The sequence below is a fragment of the Actinoallomurus rhizosphaericola genome, assembly GCF_024055675.1.
GTDB classification, from domain to species: Bacteria; Actinomycetota; Actinomycetes; order Streptosporangiales; family Streptosporangiaceae; genus Actinoallomurus; species Actinoallomurus soli.
This window is the reverse complement of sequence record NZ_JAMXMW010000010.1, coordinates 1-26,364: the sequence shown is the minus strand read 5'-3', so window position 1 is coordinate 26,364 and position 26,364 is coordinate 1. Positions and strand designations below refer to the sequence as shown.

29 protein-coding genes are annotated in these 26,364 nt (G+C 70.9%); 17 read left to right on the top strand and 12 right to left on the bottom strand.

The window, feature by feature from the left end; genetic code table 11:
* The first annotated feature begins 76 nt into the window (after positions 1-76).
* On the top strand, positions 77-1,501 hold the full coding sequence (locus tag NE234_RS22320) for a purple acid phosphatase family protein (protein ID WP_252782437.1): 1,425 nt from the start codon (positions 77-79) through the stop codon (positions 1,499-1,501).
* Between the two features lie 106 nt (positions 1,502-1,607).
* Here the strand turns inward: NE234_RS22320 and NE234_RS22315 are convergent, their stop codons facing one another.
* From NE234_RS22315 to NE234_RS22305, 3 genes are read right to left on the bottom strand one after another with little or no spacing between them, the layout of a single operon-like run.
* Positions 1,608-1,970: a DsrE family protein gene (locus NE234_RS22315; protein ID WP_252782436.1), complete on the bottom strand. Its 363-nt coding sequence runs from the start codon at positions 1,968-1,970 to the stop codon at positions 1,608-1,610.
* A 10-nt stretch (positions 1,971-1,980) separates the two neighbouring features.
* Positions 1,981-2,631, bottom strand: coding sequence for an E3 ubiquitin ligase family protein (locus NE234_RS22310; RefSeq protein WP_252782435.1), 651 nt, complete (start codon positions 2,629-2,631; stop codon positions 1,981-1,983).
* 50 nt (positions 2,632-2,681) lie between these two features.
* Positions 2,682-3,407 carry an E3 ubiquitin ligase family protein gene (locus NE234_RS22305; protein ID WP_252782434.1) on the bottom strand — a complete coding sequence of 242 codons (726 nt, stop codon included), beginning with the start codon at positions 3,405-3,407 and terminating at the stop codon, positions 2,682-2,684.
* 89 nt (positions 3,408-3,496) lie between these two features.
* Here NE234_RS22305 and NE234_RS22300 point away from each other — a divergent pair, with 89 nt between their 5' ends.
* Complete coding sequence (locus NE234_RS22300) at positions 3,497-3,982, top strand: FABP family protein (protein WP_252782433.1); 486 nt, start codon at positions 3,497-3,499, stop codon at positions 3,980-3,982.
* A gap of 248 nt (positions 3,983-4,230) precedes the next feature.
* On the opposite strand, the gene NE234_RS22295 is transcribed toward NE234_RS22300, so the two are convergent.
* Positions 4,231-5,433, bottom strand: a complete 1,203-nt coding sequence (locus NE234_RS22295) for an epoxide hydrolase family protein (RefSeq protein ID WP_252782432.1) — start codon at positions 5,431-5,433, stop codon at positions 4,231-4,233.
* A 379-nt stretch (positions 5,434-5,812) separates the two neighbouring features.
* Here NE234_RS22295 and NE234_RS22290 point away from each other — a divergent pair, with 379 nt between their 5' ends.
* The 3 genes from NE234_RS22290 to NE234_RS22280 all read left to right on the top strand — a co-directional run bounded on the left by NE234_RS22290 (position 5,813) and on the right by NE234_RS22280 (position 7,745).
* On the top strand, positions 5,813-6,229 hold the full coding sequence (locus NE234_RS22290) for a Fur family transcriptional regulator (protein ID WP_252782431.1): 417 nt from the start codon (positions 5,813-5,815) through the stop codon (positions 6,227-6,229).
* Positions 6,230-6,239: 10 nt separating this feature from the next.
* Positions 6,240-7,202, top strand: a complete 963-nt coding sequence (ygfZ, locus tag NE234_RS22285; RefSeq protein ID WP_252782430.1) for a CAF17-like 4Fe-4S cluster assembly/insertion protein YgfZ — start codon at positions 6,240-6,242, stop codon at positions 7,200-7,202.
* A 90-nt stretch (positions 7,203-7,292) separates the two neighbouring features.
* Positions 7,293-7,745: a hypothetical protein gene (locus NE234_RS22280; RefSeq protein ID WP_252782429.1), complete on the top strand. Its 453-nt coding sequence runs from the start codon at positions 7,293-7,295 to the stop codon at positions 7,743-7,745.
* Positions 7,746-7,958: 213 nt separating this feature from the next.
* Here NE234_RS22280 and NE234_RS22275 read toward each other — a convergent pair whose 3' ends face one another.
* From NE234_RS22275 to dtd, 3 genes are all read right to left on the bottom strand, one after another.
* Positions 7,959-8,315 (bottom strand): hypothetical protein, encoded by a 357-nt coding sequence (locus NE234_RS22275; RefSeq protein WP_252782428.1) that lies wholly within the window; start codon positions 8,313-8,315, stop codon positions 7,959-7,961.
* The gene (locus NE234_RS22270; protein ID WP_252782427.1) at positions 8,312-8,773 is read right to left on the bottom strand and encodes a hypothetical protein; all 462 of its coding nucleotides are present in this window, start codon (positions 8,771-8,773) and stop codon (positions 8,312-8,314) included. Before NE234_RS22270 ends, NE234_RS22275 begins: the two co-directional genes overlap by 4 nt.
* A 216-nt stretch (positions 8,774-8,989) precedes the next feature.
* Positions 8,990-9,433, bottom strand: a complete 444-nt coding sequence (dtd, locus tag NE234_RS22265) for a D-aminoacyl-tRNA deacylase (RefSeq protein ID WP_252782426.1) — start codon at positions 9,431-9,433, stop codon at positions 8,990-8,992.
* Positions 9,434-9,534: 101 nt separating this feature from the next.
* Between dtd and NE234_RS22260 the strand changes: the two genes are divergently transcribed.
* On the top strand, positions 9,535-10,371 hold the full coding sequence (locus NE234_RS22260) for a BKACE family enzyme (RefSeq protein ID WP_252782425.1): 837 nt from the start codon (positions 9,535-9,537) through the stop codon (positions 10,369-10,371).
* Between the two features lie 103 nt (positions 10,372-10,474).
* Positions 10,475-11,395, top strand: coding sequence for an asparaginase (locus tag NE234_RS22255; protein ID WP_252782424.1), 921 nt, complete (start codon positions 10,475-10,477; stop codon positions 11,393-11,395).
* A 36-nt stretch (positions 11,396-11,431) separates the two neighbouring features.
* Here NE234_RS22255 and NE234_RS22250 read toward each other — a convergent pair whose 3' ends face one another.
* Positions 11,432-13,105 (bottom strand): DUF2207 domain-containing protein, encoded by a 1,674-nt coding sequence (locus NE234_RS22250; RefSeq protein ID WP_252782423.1) that lies wholly within the window; start codon positions 13,103-13,105, stop codon positions 11,432-11,434.
* Between the two features lie 341 nt (positions 13,106-13,446).
* On the opposite strand from NE234_RS22250, the gene NE234_RS22245 reads away from it, so the two are divergent.
* The 6 genes from NE234_RS22245 to NE234_RS22220 all read left to right on the top strand — a co-directional run bounded on the left by NE234_RS22245 (position 13,447) and on the right by NE234_RS22220 (position 17,479).
* Complete coding sequence (locus NE234_RS22245) at positions 13,447-14,286, top strand: neutral zinc metallopeptidase (RefSeq protein WP_252782422.1); 840 nt, start codon at positions 13,447-13,449, stop codon at positions 14,284-14,286.
* A gap of 13 nt (positions 14,287-14,299) precedes the next feature.
* Positions 14,300-15,412, top strand: coding sequence for a neutral zinc metallopeptidase (locus NE234_RS22240; RefSeq protein ID WP_252782421.1), 1,113 nt, complete (start codon positions 14,300-14,302; stop codon positions 15,410-15,412).
* A 33-nt stretch (positions 15,413-15,445) separates the two neighbouring features.
* Positions 15,446-16,027, top strand: coding sequence for an AAA family ATPase (locus NE234_RS22235; RefSeq protein ID WP_252782420.1), 582 nt, complete (start codon positions 15,446-15,448; stop codon positions 16,025-16,027).
* An 85-nt stretch (positions 16,028-16,112) separates the two neighbouring features.
* Entirely contained in the window at positions 16,113-16,499 is a 387-nt protein-coding gene (locus NE234_RS22230; RefSeq protein ID WP_252782419.1) for a helix-turn-helix domain-containing protein, read from the top strand.
* A 7-nt stretch (positions 16,500-16,506) separates the two neighbouring features.
* Positions 16,507-16,887, top strand: coding sequence for a hypothetical protein (locus NE234_RS22225; RefSeq protein ID WP_252782418.1), 381 nt, complete (start codon positions 16,507-16,509; stop codon positions 16,885-16,887).
* 256 nt (positions 16,888-17,143) lie between these two features.
* The gene (locus tag NE234_RS22220; protein WP_252782417.1) at positions 17,144-17,479 is read left to right on the top strand and encodes a DUF2516 family protein; all 336 of its coding nucleotides are present in this window, start codon (positions 17,144-17,146) and stop codon (positions 17,477-17,479) included.
* Between the two features lie 61 nt (positions 17,480-17,540).
* Here the strand turns inward: NE234_RS22220 and NE234_RS22215 are convergent, their stop codons facing one another.
* Positions 17,541-18,266: an SGNH/GDSL hydrolase family protein gene (locus tag NE234_RS22215; RefSeq protein WP_252782416.1), complete on the bottom strand. Its 726-nt coding sequence runs from the start codon at positions 18,264-18,266 to the stop codon at positions 17,541-17,543.
* A 51-nt stretch (positions 18,267-18,317) separates the two neighbouring features.
* On the opposite strand from NE234_RS22215, the gene NE234_RS22210 reads away from it, so the two are divergent.
* Both NE234_RS22210 and NE234_RS22205 read left to right on the top strand, forming a co-directional pair.
* Positions 18,318-19,043: an alanyl-tRNA editing protein gene (locus NE234_RS22210; RefSeq protein WP_252782415.1), complete on the top strand. Its 726-nt coding sequence runs from the start codon at positions 18,318-18,320 to the stop codon at positions 19,041-19,043.
* Positions 19,044-19,444: 401 nt separating this feature from the next.
* A complete protein-coding gene (locus NE234_RS22205) occupies positions 19,445-20,020 on the top strand; it encodes a hypothetical protein (RefSeq protein ID WP_252782414.1) in 576 nt (191 codons plus the stop codon).
* A gap of 65 nt (positions 20,021-20,085) precedes the next feature.
* Here the strand turns inward: NE234_RS22205 and NE234_RS22200 are convergent, their stop codons facing one another.
* Together NE234_RS22200 and NE234_RS22195 are read right to left on the bottom strand one after the other, a co-directional pair.
* A complete protein-coding gene (locus NE234_RS22200; RefSeq protein WP_252782413.1) occupies positions 20,086-21,114 on the bottom strand; it encodes an ArsR/SmtB family transcription factor in 1,029 nt (342 codons plus the stop codon).
* A 130-nt stretch (positions 21,115-21,244) separates the two neighbouring features.
* Positions 21,245-21,865: a TetR family transcriptional regulator gene (locus NE234_RS22195; protein ID WP_252782412.1), complete on the bottom strand. Its 621-nt coding sequence runs from the start codon at positions 21,863-21,865 to the stop codon at positions 21,245-21,247.
* 129 nt (positions 21,866-21,994) lie between these two features.
* On the opposite strand from NE234_RS22195, the gene NE234_RS22190 reads away from it, so the two are divergent.
* Entirely contained in the window at positions 21,995-24,196 is a 2,202-nt protein-coding gene (locus NE234_RS22190) for an MMPL family transporter (RefSeq protein WP_252782411.1), read from the top strand.
* Positions 24,197-25,062: 866 nt separating this feature from the next.
* Here NE234_RS22190 and NE234_RS22185 read toward each other — a convergent pair.
* Complete coding sequence (locus NE234_RS22185) at positions 25,063-25,626, bottom strand: RBBP9/YdeN family alpha/beta hydrolase (protein WP_252782410.1); 564 nt, start codon at positions 25,624-25,626, stop codon at positions 25,063-25,065.
* Positions 25,627-25,687: 61 nt separating this feature from the next.
* Between NE234_RS22185 and NE234_RS22180 the strand changes: the two genes are divergently transcribed.
* Positions 25,688-26,071, top strand: coding sequence for a MerR family transcriptional regulator (locus NE234_RS22180; protein WP_252782409.1), 384 nt, complete (start codon positions 25,688-25,690; stop codon positions 26,069-26,071).
* Positions 26,072-26,364 lie beyond the last annotated feature (293 nt).

Genomic DNA, 26,364 nt, shown 5'->3' with positions numbered 1-26,364 from the left:
CCGGGTGTGGCCTGACTCGGGTGTTGTCGCTGTGCCGCTATGGACCTGAGCGCCGTGGCGGCTTAGCGTCCGGCCCATGTTCTGCTGTCGGCCCGGCCGCCGGGACCTGCTGCGCCTGAGCGTGATCCTTTCCGGGTTCTCCCTCATGCCGGTGATCGGTGAGACGCGGGCGCGGGCGTCCGACGTACGGCCGGTCAACCTCGAGCTCGTCACGCTCACCGAGACGAGCGCCGTCTTCACCTGGTACACCGGCGTCTCCGGGACGGACGACGGCCTCGGCCGGATGCGGCCCGCCGCGGCCGACGGCGAGATCCTGATCGGCACGCGGCCGGGACGGCTGACCCGCGTCATCGGCGAGACCGCCCGTACGCCGTACCACTACGTCGAGGTGACCGGGCTGGAGCCCGGCCGGACGTACTACTACCAGGCGCGCTCGCGAGGGCGGACGGCGTCGCAGACCTCGGTGGCCGGTGCCGCCGGCACCCCTCTGGGCGGCGACACCTTCTCGTTCACGACGCCGCAGCCGCCGCCCGGGCGCTTCCTGTTCTCCATCGCGCTCTGCAACGACCTGCACCTGGGCGAGACCGTCGCGGGGCTGGTCGGCGGGCTGCCGTTCAAGGGGATCTCGCAGGCTCCGGGGCGGCCGCCGTACCCGAAGATCATGGCGGAGGCGATGGTCCGGGACGCGCGGAAGCGCGGCGCGACCTACCTTCTCGCGGCCGGGGACGTGTCCTCCGAGGCGGTGCCCGGCGACCTGGACGAGGCCAAGCGGATCCTCGACGGCTTCGGCACCTACCGCCGCGACTACCTCGTCGCGCGCGGCAACCACGACCGCGCCCACGACGGCGACGCGTACGCCGCCTGCCGGGTCGGCCAGTGGCAGGGCCACGACTGCTTCCGCGACGTGTTCTCCGACGGGCCGACGTACTTCAGCCACGAGTTGAGCGGCCTGCGCGTCATCGGGCTCGACACCTACGACAAGGCGGGCAACGGAGGCGACGCGGGCGGCCTGTCCGAGGAGCAGTTCGCCTGGTTCGAGGCCGAGCTGAAGGCGCACAAGGACCAGCCGACGCTCGTGTTCGGTCACCATCCCCTGCTGTCCCTCGACGACCCGCTCGCGGCGGGCGGCGGCACCTCGCTCAACGTCGGGCAGACGGTCGCGGTCATGGCGGCGTACGAGCGGACGCCCGGCGTGTTCCTGCACCACGCGGGGCACACGCACCGCAACAAGCGCACGGTCCTGCCCGGCAGCCGCCACGTGACCCAGCAGGAGGTCGGCGCGACCAAGGAGTATCCCGGCGGATTCAACCTGCTCCGCGTGCACAGCGGCGGCTACGCGCTGAACTTCTACAAGACCCGTGACGACCTCGCCAGAGAGTGGAGCGAACGCAGCCGGCAGGAGATCAACGGGCTGTGGCCGCAGTTCTCGTTCGGCCCGTCGGTCGCCGACCGCAACAGCGTGACCGCCCGCGACCTGTCCGGCCTCCGCCCGGCCCGCTGACGCATGCCCGTACGATTCGCCGTCTGTGGACGCGTGCCCGCCTGGCCCGCGGTCTGCGGACACATGACCGTACGGCCCGCGGCAGGCGGGCGGGTGCCCCTCGGCGTCAGTAGACGAGGGCCTGGGCGCCTTCGGTCATGACCTCTTCGACGAACGTCGGCGCGCCCGCGATGCGGATGCCGGGCAGCACCTCGTCGTCGGTGATGTCCCGGCGCGCCGCGCACTGCGTGCAGACCGTGACCCGGCCGGCCGACAGTACGATCCCGAGCAGGTCATCCAGCGGGGTCGCGTGCGGCAGCTCGAACTCCTTGGCCCGCCCCGGCAGTGCGAACCAGGATGATTCGCCGGTCAGCCAGAGGGAAACGGTGACACCGCTGGCGACGGCGGCCGCCGCCACCGTGAACGCCTGGTTGCAGCGCTCGGGCGCGTCGGCGCCCGCCGTCACCTTGATGACGAGTGATCGTGCCATATCCGGCACACTAGTCGCCCGGGCCGGAAACCGGCACGCGCCGCGAGATGATCAGCGGCAGCAGTGCGGTCTTTCCAAGGACCAGGTCCCCCAATTCGGTACGAGCGGCTCCCACGACCCGGAGCGGCTCACCGGCCACGACGACGCGTTCCTCCACGAGGAAGCCGATGGTCCGGTCCCGGTGGCGCGGGCGCGGAGGGGCGCCCAGCAGCGCCGCGAGCCGCGCGGCCAGCGGTCCGTACGGCGAGTCTTCGAACTCCGCGAACGACGGCTCGGCCGGCTCCAGCGCGGCGCCGTGCGCGTCGACGCGTACGGCGGCGGTGTCACCGGCGACGTACAGCGGGCCGCTGGTCCGCTCCGCCGCCTTGAGATCGCGGACGACCCGGGTCGGCCCGAGCGGCCCCGGCCGCCAGGCCCAGTATCGCTCGGAGACGGTGACGGAGTACCAGACGCAGGGCCGCCCGGACAGCGGCGCCGTGAGCGGGCCGGCCGGGCCGGCCACGGCCTGGCCGGTGACCTCGCGGGGCGCCCCCGGCGCGTTGCCGACGAGGGGTTCGGCGGCTCCCAGGGCCCGTCGTCGGCGCGCCTCGCCGATCTTCTTGGCCATCGCGTCGGCGCCCGCCTCGACTCCGGCCGTGATCAGTGTCATCAGCGCGTACAACCGTCCTCCTCGAACCCGGGACCATCAGACGCGGCGGGGGAGCGATCGGTTCACCCGTGGATCAGTTTCACCGCGAGCCAGATCAGGCCGCCGGCGATGACCGCCCCGCCGAGGACGTAACCGGTCAGGAAACGGGCCCGGAGCGCCGCCGACAGTGCCTCCTCCGACCGCGTCGAGATGAGGAACGGCCCGGTGGCCGGGTCGCGCATGACGAGCCGTCCGTCCTCCGCCGCCGCAGCGCCAAGAACATACATCGGCTGGCCGTCCGGGATGATCCACTCCTCGTAGCGGTGGCCCTTCACGTTGCTGAAGTTGACCCGCAGGTGCAGGCCGAACAGGTTGACCTCGGTGCCCGCCGGTTCGTAGTGCGACAGGGATCGGGCGACATGGTCGACCGACCGGCCCTCGTGCACCACGGTGATCTCCCCGGTCGCGTCGCGGACGCTGAACGGCGCTCCGTACGTCTCGTCGTGCACCGTCCGCTCGCGCGTCGTCGTCACCGTCTTGCCGTCGCGCTCTTCATGGTGCTCGTAGCGGACGGTCACCTTGGTGCGGTGCCAGACGCACGGTCGCCCGGAGAACGGCGCCGTGACCGGACCCCGCGGTCCGGGCGCGGCCGTGCCCTTGACCTCGCAGGTGACGGGCCGCTCGTACTCGGCGATCTCGGCGCAGGTACGGGTCGGGGTCGCGGCCATCGCGGTGTGCCTGCGCTGCTGGACGTACGCCCAGCCGAGGACCGCGACGCCGAGCAGAACAACGATCAAGGGGACCGGCACGCCGCTACCTCCGGGGGGTCATTTCGGGCATCATCCTGCGTCGCCGGCGGGTGTCGCCGCCCGCGCGGGGGCCACTACGCTGGCCGAACATGGAACCTGAGCTGCATCCCGACCTCGAGCCGTTGGCGTTCCTCCTCGGAGACTGGGAGGGCGCCGGGGTCGGCGGCTATCCGACGATCGAGAGCTTCCGTTTCGGACAGGAGATCTCCTTCAGCCACATCGGCAAGCCGTACCTGATCTACACGAGCCGCACCTGGCGGTTGGACGATGAAGGCAACCTCGCGGCTCCCCTCGCCCGCGAGACCGGTTACTGGCGCGCGCACCCGGGCGGGAAGGTCGAGCTCGTCCTCGCGCACCCGACCGGCATCGCCGAGATCTACGTCGGCCAGGCGGCGTTCAACCGGGTGGAGCTGGCCACGGACATCGTGGCGCGTACCGAGACCGCGAAGGAGTACACCGCAGGCAAGCGGCTGTACGGGCTGATCGGTGAGGACCTGGGCTACGCGTACGACATGGCGGCGGAGGGGCAGGCCCTGCAGTCGCACCTGTCGGCCCAGCTCAAGCGCGTGTCCTGAGGGGCATGGGGGAGCCGGGCCCGGCCCGGCTCCCGGGCCGGGCCCACGTCTCGGCCGGCGTCGCGAGGTCCTCGTCATCCACGAGCGGTCGCCCGGCGTCGAACGATTCGAGTACTTCCGGCACCTGGAGCGCATCGCCTACGGGAAGGTGCCGCCGGAGAGTCTCCTGGACGTGCAGGAGCTCGCAGCCGGTGACGATGCCGCACGCGACCCCACCGGTCCACGACCCGGCAGGAAGCCGGCGCCGATCACTTGGGTGCGGTCTCGCGGAGAGTCCGGAAGAACCTCCTGACGTCGCTGACCAGGAGCTCTGGTTGCTCCATCGCTGCGAAATGCCCGCCCCGCTCGTACTCCGTCCACTGCACGATGGTGTTCGTGCGGTCCGCGATATGCCGCAGCGGGACGAAGTTGTCCCGCGGGAAGACGGCCAGCGCGGTCGGCGCCGTCGACGGCTCAGGAGGCGTGCCCCAGTAGGCGGCGTGCGCCCGTTCGTAGTAGATGCGGGCCGAGGAGCCGGCCGTGCCGGTCAGCCAGTACAACATCACGTTCGTCAGCATCCGGTCGCGGTCGACGGCGTCCTCCGGACGGTCCTGGGAGTCCGTCCACTCCTTGAACTTCTCCGCGATCCAGGCCAGCTGGCCCACCGGCGAGTCGGTCAGGCCGTACGCCAAGGTCTGCGGCCGGGTGGATTGCAGGTCGGCATAGCCCTGACGCTCGCGGCTCCATGCTTTGAGGCGTTCCCAGGAGGCCAGCGTGCGCTCACGCTCGTTCGGGGACAGCGCCTTCAACTCGTCCGCGTCTGGTTCCTGGGCCTGGAAGGAATCCGGCAACAGGTTCAGATGGACACCGATGACACGATCGGGCCGGGTGCGGCCGAGCTCGCGGGAGATGACGGCTCCCCAGTCACCGCCCTGGACTCCGTATCGTCCGTATCCCAGCCGCGCCATCAGCTCCGCGAACGCCGCGGCCACTCGCTTGAACTCCCAGCCCGGTTGCCTCGTCGGCCCGGACAGGCCGAACCCGGGGATGCTCGGGAGCACCAGATGGAACGCGTCGGCCGGGTCGCCGCCGTGCGCGCGTGGGTCGGTGAGCGGGCCGGCGACATCGGTGAACTCGACGATCGAGCCCGGCCAGCCATGCGTCATGAGCAGCGGGAGCGCATCCGGCTCGGGCGAGCGGAGATGGGCGAAGTGGATGTTCGCACCGTCGATCGTGGTGGTGTACTGCGGCCATCGATTCAACTCGGCCTCTGCGGCCCGCCAGTCGTACACGTGCCGCCAGTAGTGCGTCAGCTCCTTGAGGTAGTCGCGTGGGACGCCATAGGACCAGCCCACACCCGGCAACTCGTCCGGCCAGCGGGTGCGGTCGAGACGCTCGCGGAGATCGTCCAGATCGCTCTCGGGGACGTCGATACGGAACGGGTGGATGCTCTCGTCGGCCCGTGTGGTCATCTCGCGCATGCTACGCCCGGGCTTACGTCAGTGGATCCTCCGGGAAAAGGACAACCCCCGGGCTGCTCCTGCTGTCGCAGGGGTCGACAGGACTGGGTCGACCGGCCCGGGGGTCGGGTGTCTGCCTGGTATTCGCCGGCCGCGTCCTCGGCCGGTCGCCTCACCCGCTTCGGGGCGGGGCTGAGGGGGGACAGCGGCTAACGGACAGCCACCTCACGAGTCCTCGTACTATGCATACTTTCGGACCACCTCCTTTCCCGCTTAGCCCGCAGATTAGGTCGCCGCCGAGCCGAAGGCAAGTCGATTTTCCGGACGTTCCGTCCGGCCGGTCATCCGCGAGGCCCGGCGGGACGGCGGCCGGGGACATAAACTCGGCGTCGTGGCGGAACCATGGCACGAGGAGCTGAGGGCGCGGGGCTATCGCGTGACCCCGCAGCGCCAGCTCGTGCTGGAGGCGGTCACCGCGTTGCGGCACGGCACCCCCGAGGAGATCTGCACCGAGGTGCAGCGGACCGCGCGCGGCGTCAACATCTCCACGATCTACCGGACTCTGGAGCTGCTCGAGCAGCTCGGGCTGGTCAAGCACACCCACCTGGGGCACAAGCCGCCGACCTACCACCTGGCCACCGAGGCGGACCACGTCCACCTGGTGTGCCGGGGGTGCGGCGAGGTCTACGACGTCACACCGGCCGTCGCGAAGGGTCTGGTCGACGTCCTGGAGCAGGACTACGGCTTCGAGACCGACGTGCAGCACCTCACGGTCTACGGCCGTTGCCGCGACTGCCGGACGACGTAGTCTTGCGGTCATGGACAGCCCGCTGCTGAGCACGCCCGGAGCCGTACCGGCCGATTCGCCGGACGAGGGGGTCGCCGCGCACTACGGCGAGCCGTTCGCCGAGCAGCGCGCCCTGGAGTCGGGGGCGGCGATCGTCGACCGGAGCAACCGCGGCGTCGTACGGATCGCGGGCGCGGACCGCCTGCGCTTCCTGCACAGCCTCACCAGCCAGCACCTGGAGGCGCTTCCGCCGCACACGCCGACCGAGGCCCTGCTGCTCAGCCCGCACGGCCACGTGGAGCACCACCTCGTCCTGGTCGACGACGGCGAGGCGGTCTGGGCGCACGTCGAGCCGGGTGCGGCGGCGGAGCTCGCGCGCTTCCTGGACTCGATGCGGTTCATGATGCGCGTCGAGGTCACCGACGAGTCCGACGCGTACGCCGTCGTGACGCTGACCGGCGCGGAGCCGCCCGCGGACGCCCTGGTGACGACGGACGGCCTGATCGTGCCGCGCAAGGAGCTGGAGCGCGACTGGCAGGCGCGACCGGCGGGCCTGTGGGCGTACGAAGCGCTGCGCATCGCCGCGCACCGGCCACGGTTCGGGCTGGACACCGACCACCGGACGATCCCGCACGAGGTCGGGTGGATCGACGTGGCCGTCCACCTCGACAAGGGCTGCTACCGCGGCCAGGAGACGGTCGCGCGTGTCCACAACCTCGGCCGCCCGCCCCGGCGGCTGGTGTTCCTGCACCTCGACGGGAGCGTCGACCGGCTGCCGGCGCACGGCGAGCCGATCGAGGCCGGCGGCCGTACGGTCGGGTTCGTCGGTTCCGCCGCCCGCCACTACGAGCTCGGGCCGATCGCCCTCGGCCTGATCAAGCGGAACATCCCGGTCGACGAGCCGCTGCTGGCCGGTGGGGTCGCGGCCGCGCAGGAGGTCGTCGTCCCGCCGGACACCGGAGCCAACGCCAAAATCGATCTTCGACGCCGATAAGTCCGTAAATCGCCGAGAACCGGATCATGATGGGCGGCGCACATGGCAGGGTTTTCTCCGTCGGACGAGACATCGACGAGGAAAGATCACATGGGGCGACGGCGGCGGCGGGTGCGCGAACCCGGCTACGTCTGGTGGATCGGGATCGGCGTGCTGCTGGTGGCCGCCGTGCTGCTGACGTCATGGCGGCTGGCGCTCATCGCGCTGCTGTGCTGGTGCCTGTATGAGTTCTCACTCGTGCCGACGACCTGCCGGGTGATGACCCGGCAGGGGTTCGCCTGCCACGAGCCGATCCGCGGGCGCCTGTTCGCGTGCTCCGCCGCGCACCAGCAGGTGAAGAACGACGCGTTGTGGGGCGCGGTGCGGCTGCCCAACCCGTTCCGGCGGGAGAGCGCGGCCGACCCGAACCGCGACACCGGGGTCGTCGTCTACTCCCCGACCGTCCGCGCCAAACTGGCGGAGAACGACCGGAACGTCCTGGCCTTCGCCGCCGCCGGCACCCTCATCGCCCTGATCGCCGCCCTGGTCGGCCTGAGCTCCTAGGGCTTCGCGCGAGACAGCGCTGTGCGGATCGGTCGACGTCCCGGCGTCACAGTCGTTGCCGCGAATGTTACGTTCGCCGGTGCGATCCGGAGCCGTTCGCCCGGGATATCTCTGTACTCCTTGCGGAGTCGCCGGCGATGCGGGCCCTGCCCTGCGGCATCGTTCGCGATCGATCACGGTCGGCTGGTGCGCGCCGCGACGTGTGACCGTGACTCAGGTATCCGTATCCTTCGGATGTCGTGGTGAAGCGTAGACGAGATGGACGATTCGTTTGTTCTGATCGACGAGGTACCGTACGCGACCGCCCGCGGTGACCTCGTACTCCCATTGCGGGTACTCGGCACCGGCGAGGATCGCCGTGGCCAAGCGGCCGCGCAACCGGTGCTGTCGATCAGGATCACCCGAGGAGAGCGGGTTGCTTCGCAGCGCCTCGTAGCATCGCCGAGTGTTACCTGGAGCCTCGTTACACAGCTCCGCCCAGCCCTTGGCCGCGTCGTTGGTGGCGAAGCGGAGGCGCCACTCGTCACCGACCGGCGGTGGCGCGACGTCGTCGCCACGCTTCGGGCTCACGGCTCAGGAACCTCTCCGAAATCTTCCCCGGGCAGGGGCGCAGTGAGCTGAGCGGTCAGTTCTGGATCGGCCAGAATCCGTGCCGTGGCGCGCCATTCCACGATGACACGATGCAGGCTGGCATGTACGTCCAGCTCGGCCGCGTCACGAATCGCATTCACAAGGTCGACGACGAATTCGCGCACCTCGGCAGCCGAGAGGTGTCGGACCCAAGGGAACACCTGCGGAAGGGCGAGCAGGACGGCGCGAGCTCCTTCGTCGCTGCTGATCAGCGCGGTGAACAGGCGGGTGGTGACATCCGCGGTCTCTTCCCGCTGCCGGTCGTGGTGTTCGGTGGTGAGGTACAGATCCTCACCATCGCGTCGTGTGACGTGCACGCGCTGAGCACGCTCGACGGTCTCGGCGACCCGCTTGGAGTTCTTCGACAGCTCGGAGAACGAAACGACAGGAGTTGACACGGCCACAGGCTAGTTCGGAATATGTTCCGAAGTCAACCAGTCTCGTTTCTCCCCGGCCGGCACTGGCGGAACCACCACGGCCCCGCCGCGTCGACACGGATGCGGATGTCGTCGTTGAGCGGCGGTGCGGACGGTTGACCACCCGTAGCCGGCGGCAGGGTGTGGCCGACGGCCGGGACCTGCCGGCTTACGCCGCGCACCCCGGGAACTCCTTGATCAGACTTCGACGATCAGGGTGATGGGGCCGTCGTTGAGGAGGGAGACCTTCATGTCGGCGCCGAAGACGCCCGTCTCGACGTGGGCGCCGAGGCGGCGCAGCTCCGCGACGACCTCGTCGACCAGGGGCTCGGCCACGGGCCCGGGGGCCGCTGCGATCCAGGACGGCCGGCGGCCCTTGCGCGTGTCGCCGTAGAGGGTGAACTGGCTGATCACGAGCAGCGGCGCGCCCAGGTCGGAGCAGGACGCCTCAGGGGCGCCCTCCGCCGCGCCGTCGAACACCCGCAGCCCCCACAGCTTGGCCGCGAGCTTACGCGCCTGCTCGGGGGTGTCGTCGTGGGTCACGCCCACGAGGGCCAGGAGGCCCGGTCCGTCGATGGCGCCGACGACGCGACCCTCGACGGTCACGTCGGCCCGGCTCACACGCTGAACGACCGCTCGCACGCCCCGCATTCTGCCGTACGCGCCCGACACCGGCGCCCGGCCGGCGGCTTTGCCGAAGATTTTCTCGCCAAAAGCGCTCTGGTCTTGAAATCATGCTGTCCATGGCCAGAACGCTGATAACAGTTGCACCGACCGGGGCGGAGACCGACAAGGCCGACGCCCCGGCGCTGCCCGTCACGCTCGACGAGCTCGTGCAGACCGCGAAGGAGTGCGAGGCCGCGGGCGCCGCCGTCATCCACGTGCACATCCGGGACGCCGAGGCCCGCCCGACCCTGGACCTCGCGCGGCTGCGGGACACGGTCGCAGCCCTGCGCGCGAGCACGAACCTCATCGTTCAGCTCTCCACGGGCGGGGCGGTCACCGACCCGTACGAGGACCGGCTCCGGGTCCTGGACACCGAGCCGGACGCCTGCTCGCTGACCTGCGGCACCGTGAACTTCGGCGACGACGTGTTCATGAACCCGTGGTCGTTCATGGTCGAGCTGTACCGGCTGACGCAGGAGCGGCAGGTCGTGCCGGAGTTCGAGCTGTTCGACCTCGGCCACATCGCGTCGCTGCACCGGCTGCTGGACAAGTACGGCCCGCCGTACGGAGGCCACGTGCACTGTGACCTGGTCATGGGCGTGCCGGGCGGGATGCCCGGGGACGCCCGGACGCTGGTCGCCGCCGTCGAGGCGCTGCCCGCCGGGGCCACCTGGGCGGCGACGGGAATCGGCCGGACGACCCTGCCGGTGATGTACGCGGCGCTGGCGGCCGGAGGCCATCTGCGCGTGGGCATGGAGGACACGCTGACGTACGCCAAGGGGCGGCCGGTGACGGCCAACGCCGAGCTCGTGGAGCGGGCGGCGACCCTCGCGCGGATCGCCCAGCGCGACCCGATGCCGGCCGACGAGGCGCGGTCGTTCCTGGGCGTCCGGCCACGCCCCGACCGGCCGTAGGCTCCCGGCCGGCGACTTCGCGACCCCGCTTGCCGCTGCGCGAGCACGCCTGCGTACGCTCCGAAACATCCCCAGCACACCGCCGACCCCCCGAAGAGAGAGCATGCACCCCGTCCTCGTCGAAGTGGAACGTTCCGGTTTCGTGGAGTCCCGGCACCGGGGATCGGTGGCCGCACTCGCCGTCGACGGCTTGCCGGCGGTCACCATCGGGTCCCCGGACGACCCGGTCTTCCCCCGTTCGGCCAACAAGCCGATGCAGGCGGTGGCGATGGCCCGCAACGGCCTCGCCCTCGAAGGCGAGCTGCTCGCGCTGTCGTCGGCCAGCCACTCCGGTGAGGATTTCCACGTCGCGGGCGCCCGCGAGATCCTCGCCGGCGCGGGGCTCACCCCGGACGACCTTCAGTGCCCGCCGCAGTGGCCCCTGGACCTGGAGGTCGCCGTCGGGTCCGAGAAGTCGCGGCTGCGGATGAACTGCTCCGGCAAGCACGCCGCCATGCTCGCCACCTGTGTCGTCAACGGCTGGCCGACGGGGTCGTACCTGCACGTCGACCATCCCCTGCAGGTCGCGATCCGGGAGACGGTCGAGGAGCTCACCGGCGAGCGGGTGGCGGCGACCGGCGTGGACGGGTGCGGCGCGCCGCTGTTCGCCGTCTCGCTGACCGGCGTGGCACGGGCGCTGCGCGCGATCGTGACCGCCGAGCCGGGCACGCCGGAGCGGCGCCTGGCGGACGCGATGCGCGCCCACCCGGAGTGGACCTCGGGCACCCGGCGCGACGAGTGCCGGCTCATGGCCGCCGTGCCGGGCCTGCTGGTCAAGTGCGGGGCGGAGGGCGTCGACGCGTTCGCGCTCGCGGACGGGCGCGCGGGCGCCATCAAGATCGACGACGGGTCGATGCGGGCCCGTACGCCGGTGACCGTGGCGACGCTGCGCGCCCTCGGCGTGGAGGTCCCCGACGAGCTGGCCACCGTCCCCCTGCACGGTGGCGACGTCATCGTCGGCGAGATCCGCGCCGTCGGGATTTAGGCGGGACCGGCGCCGCGGGGATCCGGCGGCCGGGGGTCAGGACAGGCTGCGGAACTGCCGGGAGGCGGAGATCGCGCCGGAGGTGGCGAGCGTGAAGCTGCGGATCGACTCGGCGAAGTTCGACAGGTCCCACTCGGCCGGGCCCTCGTACCAGTAGAGGTTGTCGGAGGGCCCGCTGTTGCCCGCGCCGACGTCGGCCACCGTGTGCGCCCAGCTCTGCACGACGTCGAACACCACCGCGTACGGCAGGTAGTGCGAGAAGAGCGCCACCCGGTGACCGGCGGGCGCGTCCGGGACGTCGCCGCGGAACAGGTGCGCACGGAACCCGAGCGTGTGCGCCAGCACGGTCGCGCCGCGGGTCGTCTTGGCCGGCATGTACTGCCCGCCGACGGCCAGCGCGGCACCCGCGATGATGACGGCCAGGCCGATCAGGGCGAGGTTCGTGTAGACGGCCAGCACGATCGTGCCGATCACGCCCAGGCCGGCCAGGATCATGCCGATGCTCGTCCAGCGGGTGCGCTCGGAGTCCGGCCGCCGGGCGAACCAGCCCTGCCGGACGACGTCCTCGTACAGGGCGCTCCGGACCGCCGCGAGCTGGTCGGCGAAGGTACCGCCGAGCTCGGACAGCGCCACCACGTCGCGCCCGTTGAACAGGGCGTCGTACAGGATCCGCTCGTACGGCAGCAGGTCGTCCGGCGCGCGCCGCAGGCGGCGCAGCTGCCAGTCGATGCGGCCGTACGTCTCGCGGGGCAGCTCCTCGATCAGGATGTAGCCGCGTACCGCCAGGTCGATGATGGTCGCGGTCACGTCGACGACGTCGGCCTGTTCGTCGATGAGCGTGCCGATCTGGCCGGGCCGCACGCCGTCCGGCGGGGCGAATCCCGCCGAGTCGAGAGGCGCGTGGTCTCCCTCGGCGGCCTTCTTGTTGACGATGCGCGCGTCCCTGCCCCGGGTGACGTAGAGCAGGCCGACCCCGCCGAGCAGGAGGACGAGCAGGCCGAGGAGCGTGCCGCCGGTGAGCCCGTTGACGGTGAACGCGGTGGTCACGGTGTGCCGCTGCTCGATGATCGGGCTGCCCTTGGCGGTGCCGAGCGGGTACCCCACCATGACCGTGACGTACTCGCCCGGCTGCAGGTCCTCCTGCCGGAACTCCGCCTGGGTGTGGGTGTGGTTCGTGAAGAACTGGGTGCAGCCGATGGTGCTCGACAGGTCGCCGGCGAAGCAGTTGAGGTTCTGCACGACGGCGCTGGAGTCGACGGTCACGCGGGTCTGCGCGGCCGGGACGTGCCAGCCGCCCGCGGCCACCCAGTTCAGCTGCTCGCCGGTCCGCAGGGTCGTCATCGTGCCCTTGACCGTGTAGGAGAGCTGGGCGGTCCGCCGCCCGGCACCGCCGCCTCCGGAGACCCGGAGGACCGCGCGGTCGCCCTGGTTCGTCAGCGTGCCGCCCTTGACGTCCCCGACGTCGTACCGGCGGTCCTGCCGGTCGTCGAGGTGCTTGCGGCGGATGAGGGTCCGCGCGGGCGCGGCCCCTTCGTAGATGACCGTCTCCTTGACCTGGAGGGTCCCGTCCGGCGCGACCGTGATCGCGACGGTGTCCTTGACGACCTGCCCGGACGCCGCCGACGCGGGGGCCGCGCCGGTGAGAAGGCCGGCGGCCATGAGGGGAGCGGCGACGAGGGGGGCGATCAGAAGCCGCGTGCGAACCAGCATGGCCCCGCAGCGTACCGGTGAAGTGGCGGCGTCTGCGTGACCTGCGGCACTGACGGTCTTGTGGAGAAGGCCGGAAACGCCCCCGCGAAAATGATCGGCCTTTTCGGCGATATGCGATGATTCTCGTCGCGGTCGCCCCTCCCGCGCGGAGTCCGGCGTGCCGGTCTCAGGGGGAGGAACGTACAGCAGTGGTAGGTCCCTATCGGCGGCGTCCGCCGGATGGCCCGGAACCGCAGGGCCCACCGTCCCGGTTGTGGCGCCGGCCGGCACGGGATCTCGGTTACCTGCCACCGCGCCGCCCGCACCGGCGGCGGCGGAGCGCGGCCGGCACGGTCGTCGGCGTGCTCGGCGGCGTCGCGGCCCTGTGCACGGCCGCGATCGTCGGCTACTCGCTGGCCGGCCCGGAGCACCCGGCGCCGGGAACCGGCGCCGGCGAGGACCTCACGCGGCCCGGCAGCCGGCAGGCCGCGCTCGACGGCCCGCTGTACCGCAGCGGCGCGCTCGACCCGGTCGACTGCGCGCTGCCGCGGATCCGGGAGCACGACGAGGACTCGATGCGGGCGTTCCTCGACCGGCTGACGGACTGCCTGGACGACGCCTGGCGGCGGCAGTTCGCCAAGGCGGCCGTGCCGGACTTCACCGCGCCGCAGCGGGTGTTCTGGAGCGACTCGGGCAGCAGCCCGTGCGGGTCCTACCCGGCCCCCGGCGCCGCGGCGTTCTACTGCCCGGCCAACGACACGCTGTACGTCGGCCTCGACGACGTCGTGGAGACGGCGGGCGGCGAGCCGGTGTCGCACTACGGCGTGTACGCCCGGCTGATCGCGCACGAGTACGGCCACCACGTCCAAGAGGACGCCGGGATCCTCGAGTACGGGCACAGGCTGATGACGTCCGCCGCGGCCCCCGCCGCGAGCGAAGAGGTCAGCCGTCGCATCGAGCTGCAGGCGCAGTGCTTCGCCGGCGAGTTCCTGTCGGCGGAGCGCGACAGCCTCCCGATGACCTCCGAGCAGTACGAGGCGGTCCTGGCCGACGCGCGGGCGCGCGGTGACCAGGACGGGCCCGCCGACCGGCACGACCACGGCTCCGGAGCGCACTACGCGGGCTGGGTGGCCCGCGGCTACACGCAGCACGTCCTGTCGTCCTGCAACACGTGGACGGCTGCCCCCTCGGACGTTTCGTGACAGGAGGAGAGTGATGGCTGGACCCGGCTCATGGGGACCCCCGCCCCGGGGTCACGGCCAGGGCTACGGAGGCCACCAGGGCTACGGCACCCCGCAGGGTCACGGCGGCCCCCAGGGCTACGGCGCGCCCCAGGGTTACGGGCGGCAGCCCGGCCACGGACCCGGATACGGCCCGCCGGGCCCGCCCCGGCCGCCGTACGGCCCTGGATACGGCCGGCCCCCGTACGCCGCGCCCGGATACGGGTACGCGCCGCCGCCCCGGCGGCGAGGCGGCGGGGGCGTGCGCGCCATCGGCGTGCTCGGCCTGCTCGCGATCGTCGGCGTCGGCGGCGCGATGGCGCTGAAGCTGACCGGCAGGCCGGCGTACACACCGGTACGGCCGCCGGTCAGCGCGCCGACCGCCCCGTCCCAGAGCGCCGCCGACAGCCCGCTGTACAAGGTCGGCCGGCTGCCGTCGGCCGGCTGCCAGGGCCGGCAGATCACCCAGGGCGACCCGGCGTCGTTCCGCGCGTTCCTCGACGGGACCACCGACTGCCTGGACAAGGAGTGGGGGGAGGGCTTCGCCCACGCGGGCCTGAAGTTCACCGCGCCGACCCGGGTCTTCTGGTCCACGCCGGGATCGAGCCCCTGCGGGACGTACCCGTCGCCGGGCGTCGCCGCGTTCTACTGCCCGAGCAACGCCTCCATCTACATCGGCGTGACCGACGCGCAGAAGGCGGCCGGCGGGATGCCCGTGCGCTACAACGTGGCGTACGCCCGTGAGGTCGCGCACGAGTACGGCCACGCGATCCAGGACCAGACCGGGATCCTCGACTACAGCCAGCGGGCGCGGTCCGAGGCGACGACCACCGCGGGCCGCAACGCCGTGACCAAGCGGAGCGAGCTGCAGGCCCAGTGCCTGTCCGGCGTGTTCATGAGCTCGGTGAAGGGGACCTTCCCCGTGACGCCCGAGCAGTGGGCGGTGGCGCTGCGCGACTCGTACGAGCGCGGTGACGACGGGCGCCCGGCCGACCAGCGGGACCACGGCACGGACGCGCACTACCGCGGCTGGGTGCAGCTCGGCTACAACCACGGCACGACGTCGGCCTGCAACACCTGGGCCGCTTCACCCTCGGCGGTGAACTGACCGACACCCCGGAACGCCATCTACGCTGGCGGGGTGACGTTGGTGTGGGTCACGGGCAATTCGGGGACGGGTAAGTCCACGGTCTGCGGGGTGTTGCGAGCGCGTGGCCACGTCGCGCTCGACGCCGACGAGGACGGCTTCAGCCGCTGGATCGACCGGGTTGAGGGCGAGGTCGTGATGGATCCTCCGTATCCGGTTCCCGAGGGCTGGCTCGATCGGTACGGGTGGGTGATCGTCCGGGAGCGCGTCGAGGCCCTCGCCGAGGAGTCTCGTTCCCGGGTCGCGTTCCTGTGCGGGTCGGCGGAGAACGAGGCGGACGTCCGCGATCTCTTCGACCTCGTCGTGTGTCTGGTGATCGACGAGGACACCCTCCGCCACCGGCTCGCGACCCGCACGACGAACGCGTTCGGTCGACATCCCGAAGAGCTCGCGGCGGCCCTGAAGTGGAATCCCCGGATGCGAGCGATCTACGAAGGCCGTGGCGCGACGATCATCGATGCGTCCAAGCCGGTGGCCGAGGTGGTGGACGGCGTGATCGACGTGGTTCGGGAGCGGACAGGACCGACCCGGGGTCGGGGGACGACCGGCGGGGCGAGGCGACGACCACCGCGGTGAGCCGCACTCGCGATGTGACTCGTTTCACCGCGAAGTGCTTGCAAGTCTGCTTGCAATAGCAAGCAGAGCGGCGCACAGTGGAGACATGGCGACTTCCAAAGTCGGCTCCATTGGGGAGTACATCCGAGAGCAGCGCAAGCGGGCCAAGGTCTCGCTGCGCCAGCTGGCCGAGGCGACGGGCGTTTCCAACCCGTACCTCAGTCAGATCGAGCGTGGGCTGCGCAAACCGAGCGCGGAGATCCTGCAGCAGATCGCCAAGGGCCTGCGCATCTCTGCCGAAGCCCTGTACGTGCAGGCAGGCATCCTCGACGAGCGAGAGACCGACACGGACGTCCAGGCCGCCATCCGGGCGGACGTGACCCTGTCGGAGCGCCAGAAGCAGGTCTTGCTCGACATCTACGAGTCGTTCCGCCGGGAAGGGGGACCCGGCGGAGAAGCCGCCACCGAAGCGACCCCACCGACTGAAGGGTAATTCAGACATGCCGAACATCACCGAGAAGCTGCGCGACTCGAAGGCGTTCTACGTCGCGGCCGGCGCCGGCGACCTCGCGGTCGAGAAGCTCCGCGAGATGCCGAAGAAGATCGACAAGGACCTGGGCGGCGTCGCCCTGTCCTACGTCACCCAGGTCGGCGGCCGCGCCGCCGAGGTCATGGACGAGCTGGCCGAGCGCGGCAAGAAGATCGTCGGTCGCGTGGAGCGGCAGAAGTCCACGCAGGAGCTGGAGGAGCGCGCCAAGGCCACCACTCGCCGGGCCCGGACGACCACCGGCACCGCCAAGGACACCGCCACGTCCGCGCGGGAGACCGCGAAGACGGCCGGCAAGGCCGCGACCGACGCCGCCAAGAAGGTCGGCGACTGACCCTCCGCGGCGAGCGCGGCGGAAAACACTGCGGCGAGCCGACGAGCGCGGCGGCGAGCACCGCGGTGAGCGCGGTGGACGACGTCGCGGCGCGTCCGAGACGCACCGGAGGCCCGGGCGGACCGATCCGTCCGGGCCTCCGCCCTTTCCGGTCGCGGCATCGGCAGGACCCGGGCCGAGCACATACGCTGAGCCCGTACGTGATGAGAGATGACGCGGCGCTCGTACGACGCCGCCCCGGTGCAGGGGGTCGATCGTGCTTCAACCAGCCCAGAGTTTCGTCGGAATCGTGTTCTGGGTCGTGGCCATCGCCGCCTTCATAGTCGAGATCTGGGCGTTCGCCGACGCCGTGATACGGCCGGCGGGCGCGTACGCGGCGGCGGGCAAGCTCACGAAGCAGCTGTGGCTGATCATCCTCGGCGTCGCGCTGCTGTTCGGCCTGGCCGGTGCGGTCCGCTTCGTCTCGATCATCCAGATGCTGCCGGTGATCGGCTTCATCGCCGCGGCGGTCTACCTCGCCGACGTCCGGCCCGCCGTGCGCCAGTACGGCCGCCGGGGCGGCTCCTCCTCCGGCCCGTACGGCCCCTGGTGAGCCTTCGCCCGTACGGCCCGGGGCGGCGACGCGTCCCCGGTGAGCGCCGGGTGCCGGACCGTCAGGGCTTGGTGAGCTTGAGCCTGCGCAGGTCCGCGACGAGGCATTCGGCGATGTGACGGGCGCCCGCCGTAGTGGGGTGGGTGCCGTCGGGCAGGATGTACTGCGGCGCGTTGCCGGTGCCCTTCGTGCGGTCCCCGGTGATCCACTGTTCCTGCAGCGGGTCGATGAACGGCACCTTCGTCTCCGTGGCGGCCTCCGCCATGGCGTCGCGGATCGCCGTGACCTCCTGGGGCGGGTCGCCCCCGCCCCACATCGGCCCGATGAGCAGGAGCCGCGTGCCGCTCCAGCGCTGCCGGACGGTGTCCAGCAGCCGCCGGGCCGCCTCGCCGACGTCCTGCGCCGGATGCCGCCGGTCGTTGTGGCCGCCCGAGACGATCACCAGGTCCGGGGCCGGCCGCCAGGAGAGCTGGTCGGTGAACAACTGCGCGAAGTCCTTGCCGACCTGGCCCTTCGCGATGAAGCCGGTCTGCCGGTAGCCGCCGAGGATGACCTGCCAGCCCAGGAGCCGGGCGGTCTCCGCGGCGTACGTCTGCTCCGGCTGCTGCCCGATCTTGCCGGTCGTGTAGCTGTCGCCGAGGAACATGACGACGGGGGCGCGCGTCGCCTGCCGTTTCGTCGCGCGGGCCGAGCTGTCGGCCCGCGCCCGCCGCTCCGTACCGCCGCAGCCCGTCAGCGCGAGCAGGACGACGGCGGCGGCGAGGCAACGAAGGGCGCGTCGTCTCAATCCCGCTCCTTGGGGGTCAGCGCCCTGTCGGGGCGTTCTAGGCTGCACTGCATGACGACACACCGGACGCGGCGGCTTGAGCTGACCGACCAGACGCTGCGCGAATGGGAAGCGGTCGTGCTCGACTCGGGACCCGGGGGGATCGTCCTCGACCGATCGGCATTTTATCCGGGTGGAGGCGGACAACCGCCGGATCACGGGGTTCTGCTGTGGCAGGGCGTGCAGACGCGGATCGTCGGTGCCCGCAAGGGCGACGAGCTCTACCTGCTCCCCGACGAGAACGACCCGCTGCCGCCGGTCGGCACGGCCGTGCGCGGCGCGATCGAGGACGAGCGCCGTACGAGCCTCATGCGCACCCACTCCGGCCTGCACGTGCTGTGCGGCGTCGTCTTCCGCGACTACGGCTGTCTCGTCACGGGCGGCAACATGGAGCCCGGCGTCGCCCGGATGGACTTCAACCTTCCCGAGGTCCCGCCCGGCTTCAAGGAGGCCGTCGAGGCGGCCTGCAACGCCGAGATCACCGCGGACCGGCGCATCGACGTCCGGACCCTGCCGCGCGCGGAGGCGTTCGCGATCCCCGACATCATCCGGACGGCGACGAACCTGGTGCCGCCGGAGGTGGAGGAGGTCCGCATCGTCGACATCGTCGGGCTCGACACGCAGGCCGACGGAGGCACCCATGTGGCCTCCACCCGGCAGATCGGCCGGCTCCAGGTCGCCAAGATCGAGAACAAGGGCCGCGGCTTCCGCCGCGTCCGCATCAAGATCGCCGACTGAGCCGCGTCGACCTCACCGCCGCGTCGACCGAACCGACCGGACCGCGGCGAGATCGCCGACTGGACGTGTCGAGGTCGCCGACCGGACGCCGGCGAGATCGCCGACCGGACCACATCGAGACCGCCGACCGGCCCGCGTCGAGGTCGCCGACCGGACCGCATCGGGACCGCCGACCGAACCGTTCTCCGCGACGCGCCCGGCCGGGCGATACCGGACCACGCCTTCGGTCGGGGCGTTTTCAAGCGTGCTCTAATCCCTTGCCGCTGATCGTCCGCAGTTGTCAGAGTCTGTGGCGCACCGAATTCCGTACTGCGACCGGATTTCATCTCGGCCCGAAAACTGCTTTCCGGGCCAAATGTATCCGGTGGCGGTCCGGACGGAGGGATTCTGAGGAGGAATCAATGCGTAAGCAGATTCTCGGATTGCTGGGCGCGGCCTCGATCGCCTCGGCAGCATTGGTCGCCGCCGCCCCGGTGGCGGGTGCCGCGGCGCCGGCGGCATCCGCAGGCCAGGTGTCCGCGCAGGCCAGCACGATCGGCGGCAAGATCTCCCGCAACGAGGTCATCCAGCGAGCGGCCTACTGGTACAAGCACCGCTCCAGCATCAGGTACAACTGGCAGGGCTCGTACCGCGACCCCGACGGCAAGCACCGGTACCGCACCGACTGCTCCGGCTACGTCTCGATGGCCCTTCACCTCAAGACCAGCGCGAGCACGGTCACGCTTCCCGGCTACGGCGTCAAGATCAGCCGTAAGAGCATGAAGAAGGGCGACTTCACCGGCATCCTGGGCGCGGGCACCGGCGGCGCCGCCGGTCACGTCCGCATCTTCGAGAAGTGGGCGAACAAGGCCCACACCGCGTACTGGGCGTACGACTTCGGCTCCACGCCGGTCAAGCACAAGGTCTACTACTTCTCCACGGACAAGCCCCGTAACGGCCACGGCTGGTCCGCCTACCGCTACAAGAAGGTCTACTGAGCCTTCCGCTCCACTCTCGGTGGCCCCGGCGGTCGAACCGCCGGGGCCACCGGCATGCGGTGCGGTCACATCGCCTGCCGGTCCAGCCCTTCGGCCGCGGCCGACGGCGGCTGCTCGATCGGCGTCCGCGCGGTCGACGTCAGCAGGCTCAGGCCCAGGTCGGTGATCTCATGGCAGACGGCGTAGCCGTCGCGTCGGGTGGTGATCAGGCCGGCCTCGCGGAGCACCTTCGTGTGGTGGCTCACCGACGCCGGTGAGATGCCGGCGGCCCGGGCGATGTCCGTGGTGCTGCAGCCGGTCATCGCCGTCCTGAGCACGGTCGTACGCGTCCGGCCGAGCAGCCCTTCCAGTGCTTCGCCCTTTCCCGGCTCCTCGGTCTGCGGCCTCCCGAGCCAGGTGCGCCGGCCGACGGGGAAGACCAGCAGGGGCGGCAGCTCCGGGTCCCGCAGCGTGATCGGGTGGTGCCGGCAGAAGTAGGACGGCACGAGCACCAGGCCGCGTCCGCCCAGCTCGACGTCCTGGTCGACATACTGGTCGACGTGCAGGATGGGGAACTCCCAGCGCGCGTACGGGTGGAGCGTGCCCAGCAGGCGCTCCACGCCGTGGTCGGCGAGTATCTGCACGAGTTGCGTGCGCTCGGACTCGATGTCGCGGGAGATCTGCTTCCAGTACGGCGCCAGCGCGATCGTGAAGAACTTCTCGACGTCCTGCGCGACCCGGCGTACGGCGTCCCGGGCGGCGAGGGACCGCGCGATTAACGGCGTGCCGCCCTGACGCGCCAATTCGGTGAAATCACGCGCGAGCTCGTCCGGGGTGGTGGCGAGGATCCTGTCGACTCCCGCGCCGAGGTCGGCGACGCCGCGGGTCGGAGTGAGGAAATCGGCCGAGTATCCGCGCGGGGGAGCGATTTCCAGGAGTGGCCGGAGCGAGGCGGGGATGCGGGGGCGGGTGTGCCGCCGCCAGGCGTCCAGGGTGACTTCCTCGTTGCGTTCCTGAAGTGCGTGCAGGCCCAGGAGAATCTCCCAGAGCACGTCCGCCGATGGGGCGACGGTGGTACGGGCGAGATCCTCGGACTCGAAATGGATCCGCAGCATTACGGCCCTCCGGTCGGAATCGGGTCCATGCGCGATCGGCACTCCACGTAGATCTAAGAAGGCGGAGATCGAAGAAATCAATACTCGATCGCCGCGAAATCCCCGGAATGCCGGCCGGCTCGGGACTCCGTCAGGTCGCCGGGCGGGTGAGGACGGGGACGGAGCCGAGGCCGTGCTCGACGATGGCGAGGGCGCGGTCGACGGCCTCGCGGGTCGCCTCCGGGGCGTATCCGTGGGCGCGGCAGTGGGTGATGACGGCCTTCATTCCGCCCACGAGCGCACCGGAGATCACGACCGCGTCGACCTCGTCGATGCCGGGGCAGAGCTCGGTCAGCCGCTCGACGACGTACTGCTCGGTGTCGTTCATCCGCTTGAGGGCGCGTGCCTGGAGCGATGGACGATCGAGGATGAGCTGGACCTGGATCGCGCCGTACTCGCCGTGCTCGTTGGCGATCGCCTCGATCATCTCCAGCACGATGCGGCGCATGGACTGCAGCGGGGTCTCGTCCGGGGGCCGGCGGTCGAGTCCCTCGCGCACCTCGGTGAGGCGTTCGTCGATCTCGGCGAAGACGACGTCCTCCTTGGACGGAAAGTAGCTGAAGAACGTGCGCGGGGACACGTCGGCGGCTCCGGCGATGTCCGCGATCGTCGTCTCCTCGTAGCCGCGCTCGGCGAACAGGCGGAGGGCGGCCTCCGCGATCGCCCGGCGCGTCTGGCGCTTCTTCCGCTCCCGCAGCCCCATGTGATCCATCTCACCAGAATATACACTCAGTGCGAACTTGCACGCGTTGCAATTTTGCGCGGCCCGTGCTGTTCTGTGACTATGTCGGGGATTCTGGAGAGGCTTGGGCGGTTCTGCGCCCGCCGTGCGCGGTGGGTGATGCTCGTCTGGCTCGCCCTCGCGGTCGGCATCGGAATCCTCGGCGTGGTCAGGGGCGGCACCTTCGTCCAGCAGGACCGGCTCCCCGGCACCGAGACCCAGCGCTCCATCGACCTGCTCCGCAAGAACTTCCCCGACCTGACCGGGCCGACGGCCACGATCGTGTTCCACCCGCAGCAGGGCGTCTCCCTGTCCGACTGGCGCGTCGCGGTGCAGGTCGGCAAGGCCATCCAGCAGGTGGGCGCGCTCCCGCGCGTCGCGATGGCGGAGAACCCCTACGGCGACACCGGCGGCGCCAAGGGCGCGAACGCCGTCGTCGCGGTCGCCCACTTCAAGGGCACCGCCCGCGACCTGTCCATCGACGACCTCCATGCCCTGGAAGAGGCGACCGAACCGGCCCGGCAGGCCGGCGTCGACGTCGAGTTCGGCGGCATCGTGACGACCATCCTCAACCAGCCCAAGGCCGGGCCCAAGGAGGGCGTCGGCGTCGTGCTCGCCCTCGGGGTGCTGCTCTTCGCCTTCGGCTCGTTCCTCGCGGCCGGCGTGCCGATCATCGTGTCCCTGTGCGCGATGGTCGTGGCGTACTCGCTCATTCACTTCGGGGCGTCGATCTGGCAAGTGCACCCGACGGCCCCCATGGTCGCGGCGATGCTCGGCCTCGGCGCGGGGATCGACTACGCCCTCTTCGTGGTCACCCGCCACCGGCAGCAGCTCGCCGAGGGCATGGGCATCGAGGAGTCGGTGGGCAAGGCCCTGGCCACCTCGGGGCACGCGGTCGTCTTCGCGGGCGGCACGGTGGTGTTCGCGATCTGCGGGCTGTGGTTCTCCGGGATCACGTTCATCGGCATCATCGGTCTCGCCACCGCCATCGCCGTGGCCTTCATGGTGGCCGCCGCGCTCACCCTCCTGCCCGCCGTGCTCGGCGCCCTCGGCACGAACATCGACCGCTACAAGCTGCCCCGGATCCGGCCGGACCGCTCGACGGAGCGCTGGGAGCGCTGGGGCCGCCACGTCGACCGGCACGCCTGGCCGTACGCGATCGGGGCGACGCTCGTCCTGCTCTTCCTCGCCCTCCCGGTGCTCACCCTGCGCTTCGGCATCATGGCCGACAGCACGCTTCCGCACTCCAACAGCGCGCGCCGGGCGTACGACGTGACGGCGAAGCAGTTCGGCCCCGGCTGGTACAGCCCGTTCGTGGTCGTCGCCACGGTGCCCGCTCCGGCCGATCCGCCGCAGGCGAAGGAGAGCACCAAGCAGGCCAAGGGGTGGACCGCCCTGCGGAAGGAGCCGGGCGGCCGGCTCACGGTCAGCCCGAACGACCGGCCCACCCCCAACCCGGAGGCCCGCCGCCTGGGCGACGACCTGCGGCGCAGCGTCCAGAAGGTTCCCGGCGTCGCGTCCGCCGAAGCGCCGCTGGTCGTCGGCGACAGCGCCACCGTCAAGATCGTGCCCACCTCGCCGCCCCAGGCCGCCGCGACCGCCGACCTCGTGAGCCACCTGCGGAGGTCGGTGATCCCGCCGGTCGTCGCCCGGCACCCCGGAGCCCGCGCCTACCTCGGGGGCGAGTCACCGGCGATCATCGACATCGCGACGATCGTGAAGCAGCGCATGCCGTACGTCGTCATCGCCGTCGTGACGGTCGCGCTCGTGCTGCTCGTCATCGCGTTCCGCTCGATCATCGTGCCGATCAAGGCCGCGGCCATGAACATGCTCTCGATCGGCGCGGCGTACGGCGTGGTGGTCGCGGTCTTCCAGTGGGGCTGGGGCATCAACCTGCTGGGCCTCGACGGGTCGGTGCCGATCGTGTCGTTCGTGCCGCTCTTCATGTTCGCGCTGCTGTTCGGGCTGTCCATGGACTATGAGGTGTTCCTGCTGTCGCGGATCCGGGAGGAGTACCTCCGCACCAACGACCCGCACGGCAGCGTCGTCACCGGCATCGCCTCCACGGCCCGGCTGATCACCTCGGCGGCGCTCATCATGATCTGTGTCTTCTTGTCGTTCCTGCCGCAGCCGGACACGACGGTGAAGATGATGGGCCTCGGCCTGGCCGCCGCCGTCGCCGTGGACGCCACCATCGTCCGCCTGGTCCTCGTACCCGCGCTGATGAGCCTCCTGGGCCACGCCAACTGGTGGTTCCCCGGCCGCCGCAGGCCCGCCGCACCGCCGGTCCCCACCGAGCACCGCACCCTCGAACACGTCTGATCCCGACCCGCCGAGCGGCCTGTCGGGAGGAGACGGCTTCCGTCCCTCCGCGCACGCGAGGTCTCCCGCGTCTGCCCGACGATCACGAACCGACCCGAGGCGCCGACCCCGCCGGAGGGCACCGAACGCTCGGCGAACGCCTGTACGAAGGCGGTGCTCGGCTGTGAATCGCGGCCCCGAAAGGCCGTTCTCCGCGCGCTTTGTACGCCTTACACCCGCACCCTGAGGCACGAGGCAGCGAGCAACCCGGCCGCCACCCCGAAGAGCGACAGCACCAGCGGCGAGGCAGTGGCGAGGCAGCTACTCGTTCTCGCGGTGGCCTTCGCCTCACCCTTGCTCGCGGCCGAGACTTTTCGTGGTGTGAGCGACGAAAATCCTCGGCGGTGATGGAAGCGGCCGCCGCGCCGCCAGCCGGATCGGGAGAACATGGGGGGCGGCGCGGATGAAGTGCTCGGCGAGGAACGCCGCAGATGCGGCGAGTCGGCGCAAGAGCCGGGCGCCCGGGTACCGCGGGCTCGTTCCCCGAACGTTCTGTACGCCGCCACGGCGTCGGGAACGCCCACGGCTGAAGTACATCGTCGGCGGCCCGGAACAGGTCCGTTGGGATCAACGAGACAGTCGACCGTGTGGGGAAGCGCTGGAGCGTTCGGCACAAGTCCGGCGCAGCGGAGGTGCCACCACTGACGTACCGGTCCCGGCAAATCGGTCATCGGCCCGTCAACGCCGACGGCAACGCGACCACGGCGGCGCCAATGTCACCGCGAGGCCGGATGCGGACCGGTCGTCGCCGTGGTCACGGGCGGATACCGCTGACAGACAGCGGTATCCGCCAGAGGATCACGTCGCGTCATGGCGCTGCGGGCGCTTCACGCGATGGCCTTGAGAACCTCGGGTAGCGAAGTGACGCCCTCAGAAGCGAGGAAGTGACCGGCCCCGGGGACCACCTCCGCGGAGACCCCGAGGAGATCGGCGAGACGATCGGTGTGGTCAGGCGGAACGATCGGGTCCGCGTCCGACCGGATGACCGTGAGCCGGCCGATGCGGTCGCCGAGCCCGTCCACGTCACAGCCGTCCCCGATATAGGAGTCCAGCTCCGGGAGCGCGGGTAGTCGGTCGAGGAATCCGGCGACGAGCACGAGGGTGCCAAGGTGCCAGGCGCCCGGGACCGAGCGCAGATGGCGGAGCACGGTCAGGCACCCCAGGCTGTGCGCGACGACTATCGCGTTCTCGTCAGGAGTTCCGACCTCGGCGCGTACGGCTTCCACCCACTGCGTGGGCTCCGGGTCTTGTGAGTTCGGAAGAGCCGGGATCGTGGTCGGAATGCCATCGGCTTCGAGCTGCTCGGCAAGCCAGCCGAACCAATGATCTGTGGGGGATGCGCCGTATCCGTGGATGATCGAGGCACGTCGCCGGGTTGTTCCAGTCGTCATAGCGCGGAACGGTATCCCTTCACGCCGGCGTGAAGGTCAAGCCGACCAGGAGGAGCCGACGGTGCTGATCAGCGAACTCGCTCGGCTGACCGGCGTGAGCGCGCGAGCGCTACGCCATTACGAGGACCGAGGACTGCTGGTCCCCGCACGCGATGACAACGGTTACCGGGACTACTCCGAGTCCGATGTCATTCGCGTGGCCCAGATCAGAATGATGATCTCCGCTGGTCTGGGAACGTCGACCATCCAGCGGTACCTCGACTGCGTCCGCACCGGCGAACACGGCACTCACCTTGAGATGTGCCCGGGCCTGCGGGCCGAGCTGGACGCCATGGCCAGACGCCTCGACGCTCAACAGGCCGAACTCGCAGAGAGGCGGCGACGATTGTGCGCGCTCGCCGCGGCGACATCACCGAAGCCGGCCGCCGGGAATGCCGCTACCTGAACGGGCCGTTCGCCACCCTCGGCCTCGACGACGAGAGTCACGTGCCGTCGAGGAGCCTCCGCGTCGTGACGTCATGGTCACCGATGGGCCGGGGCGCGGCAACGCGACCACGGCCGTGAGGCCCGATGCGGGTTCTCGTTGCCATGATCACTGGCGGGTGCTGCTGTTAGAGGTCCTAACAAAATGATCACTTTGGTCCCACGGTGGCTGCCGGGCAGCTTTGATCATCTTCCGTGAAGAAGGGCGAGCAGCCTCCGTGGATCGTGCGGGACAGCCTGTGGGAGCGGATCGAG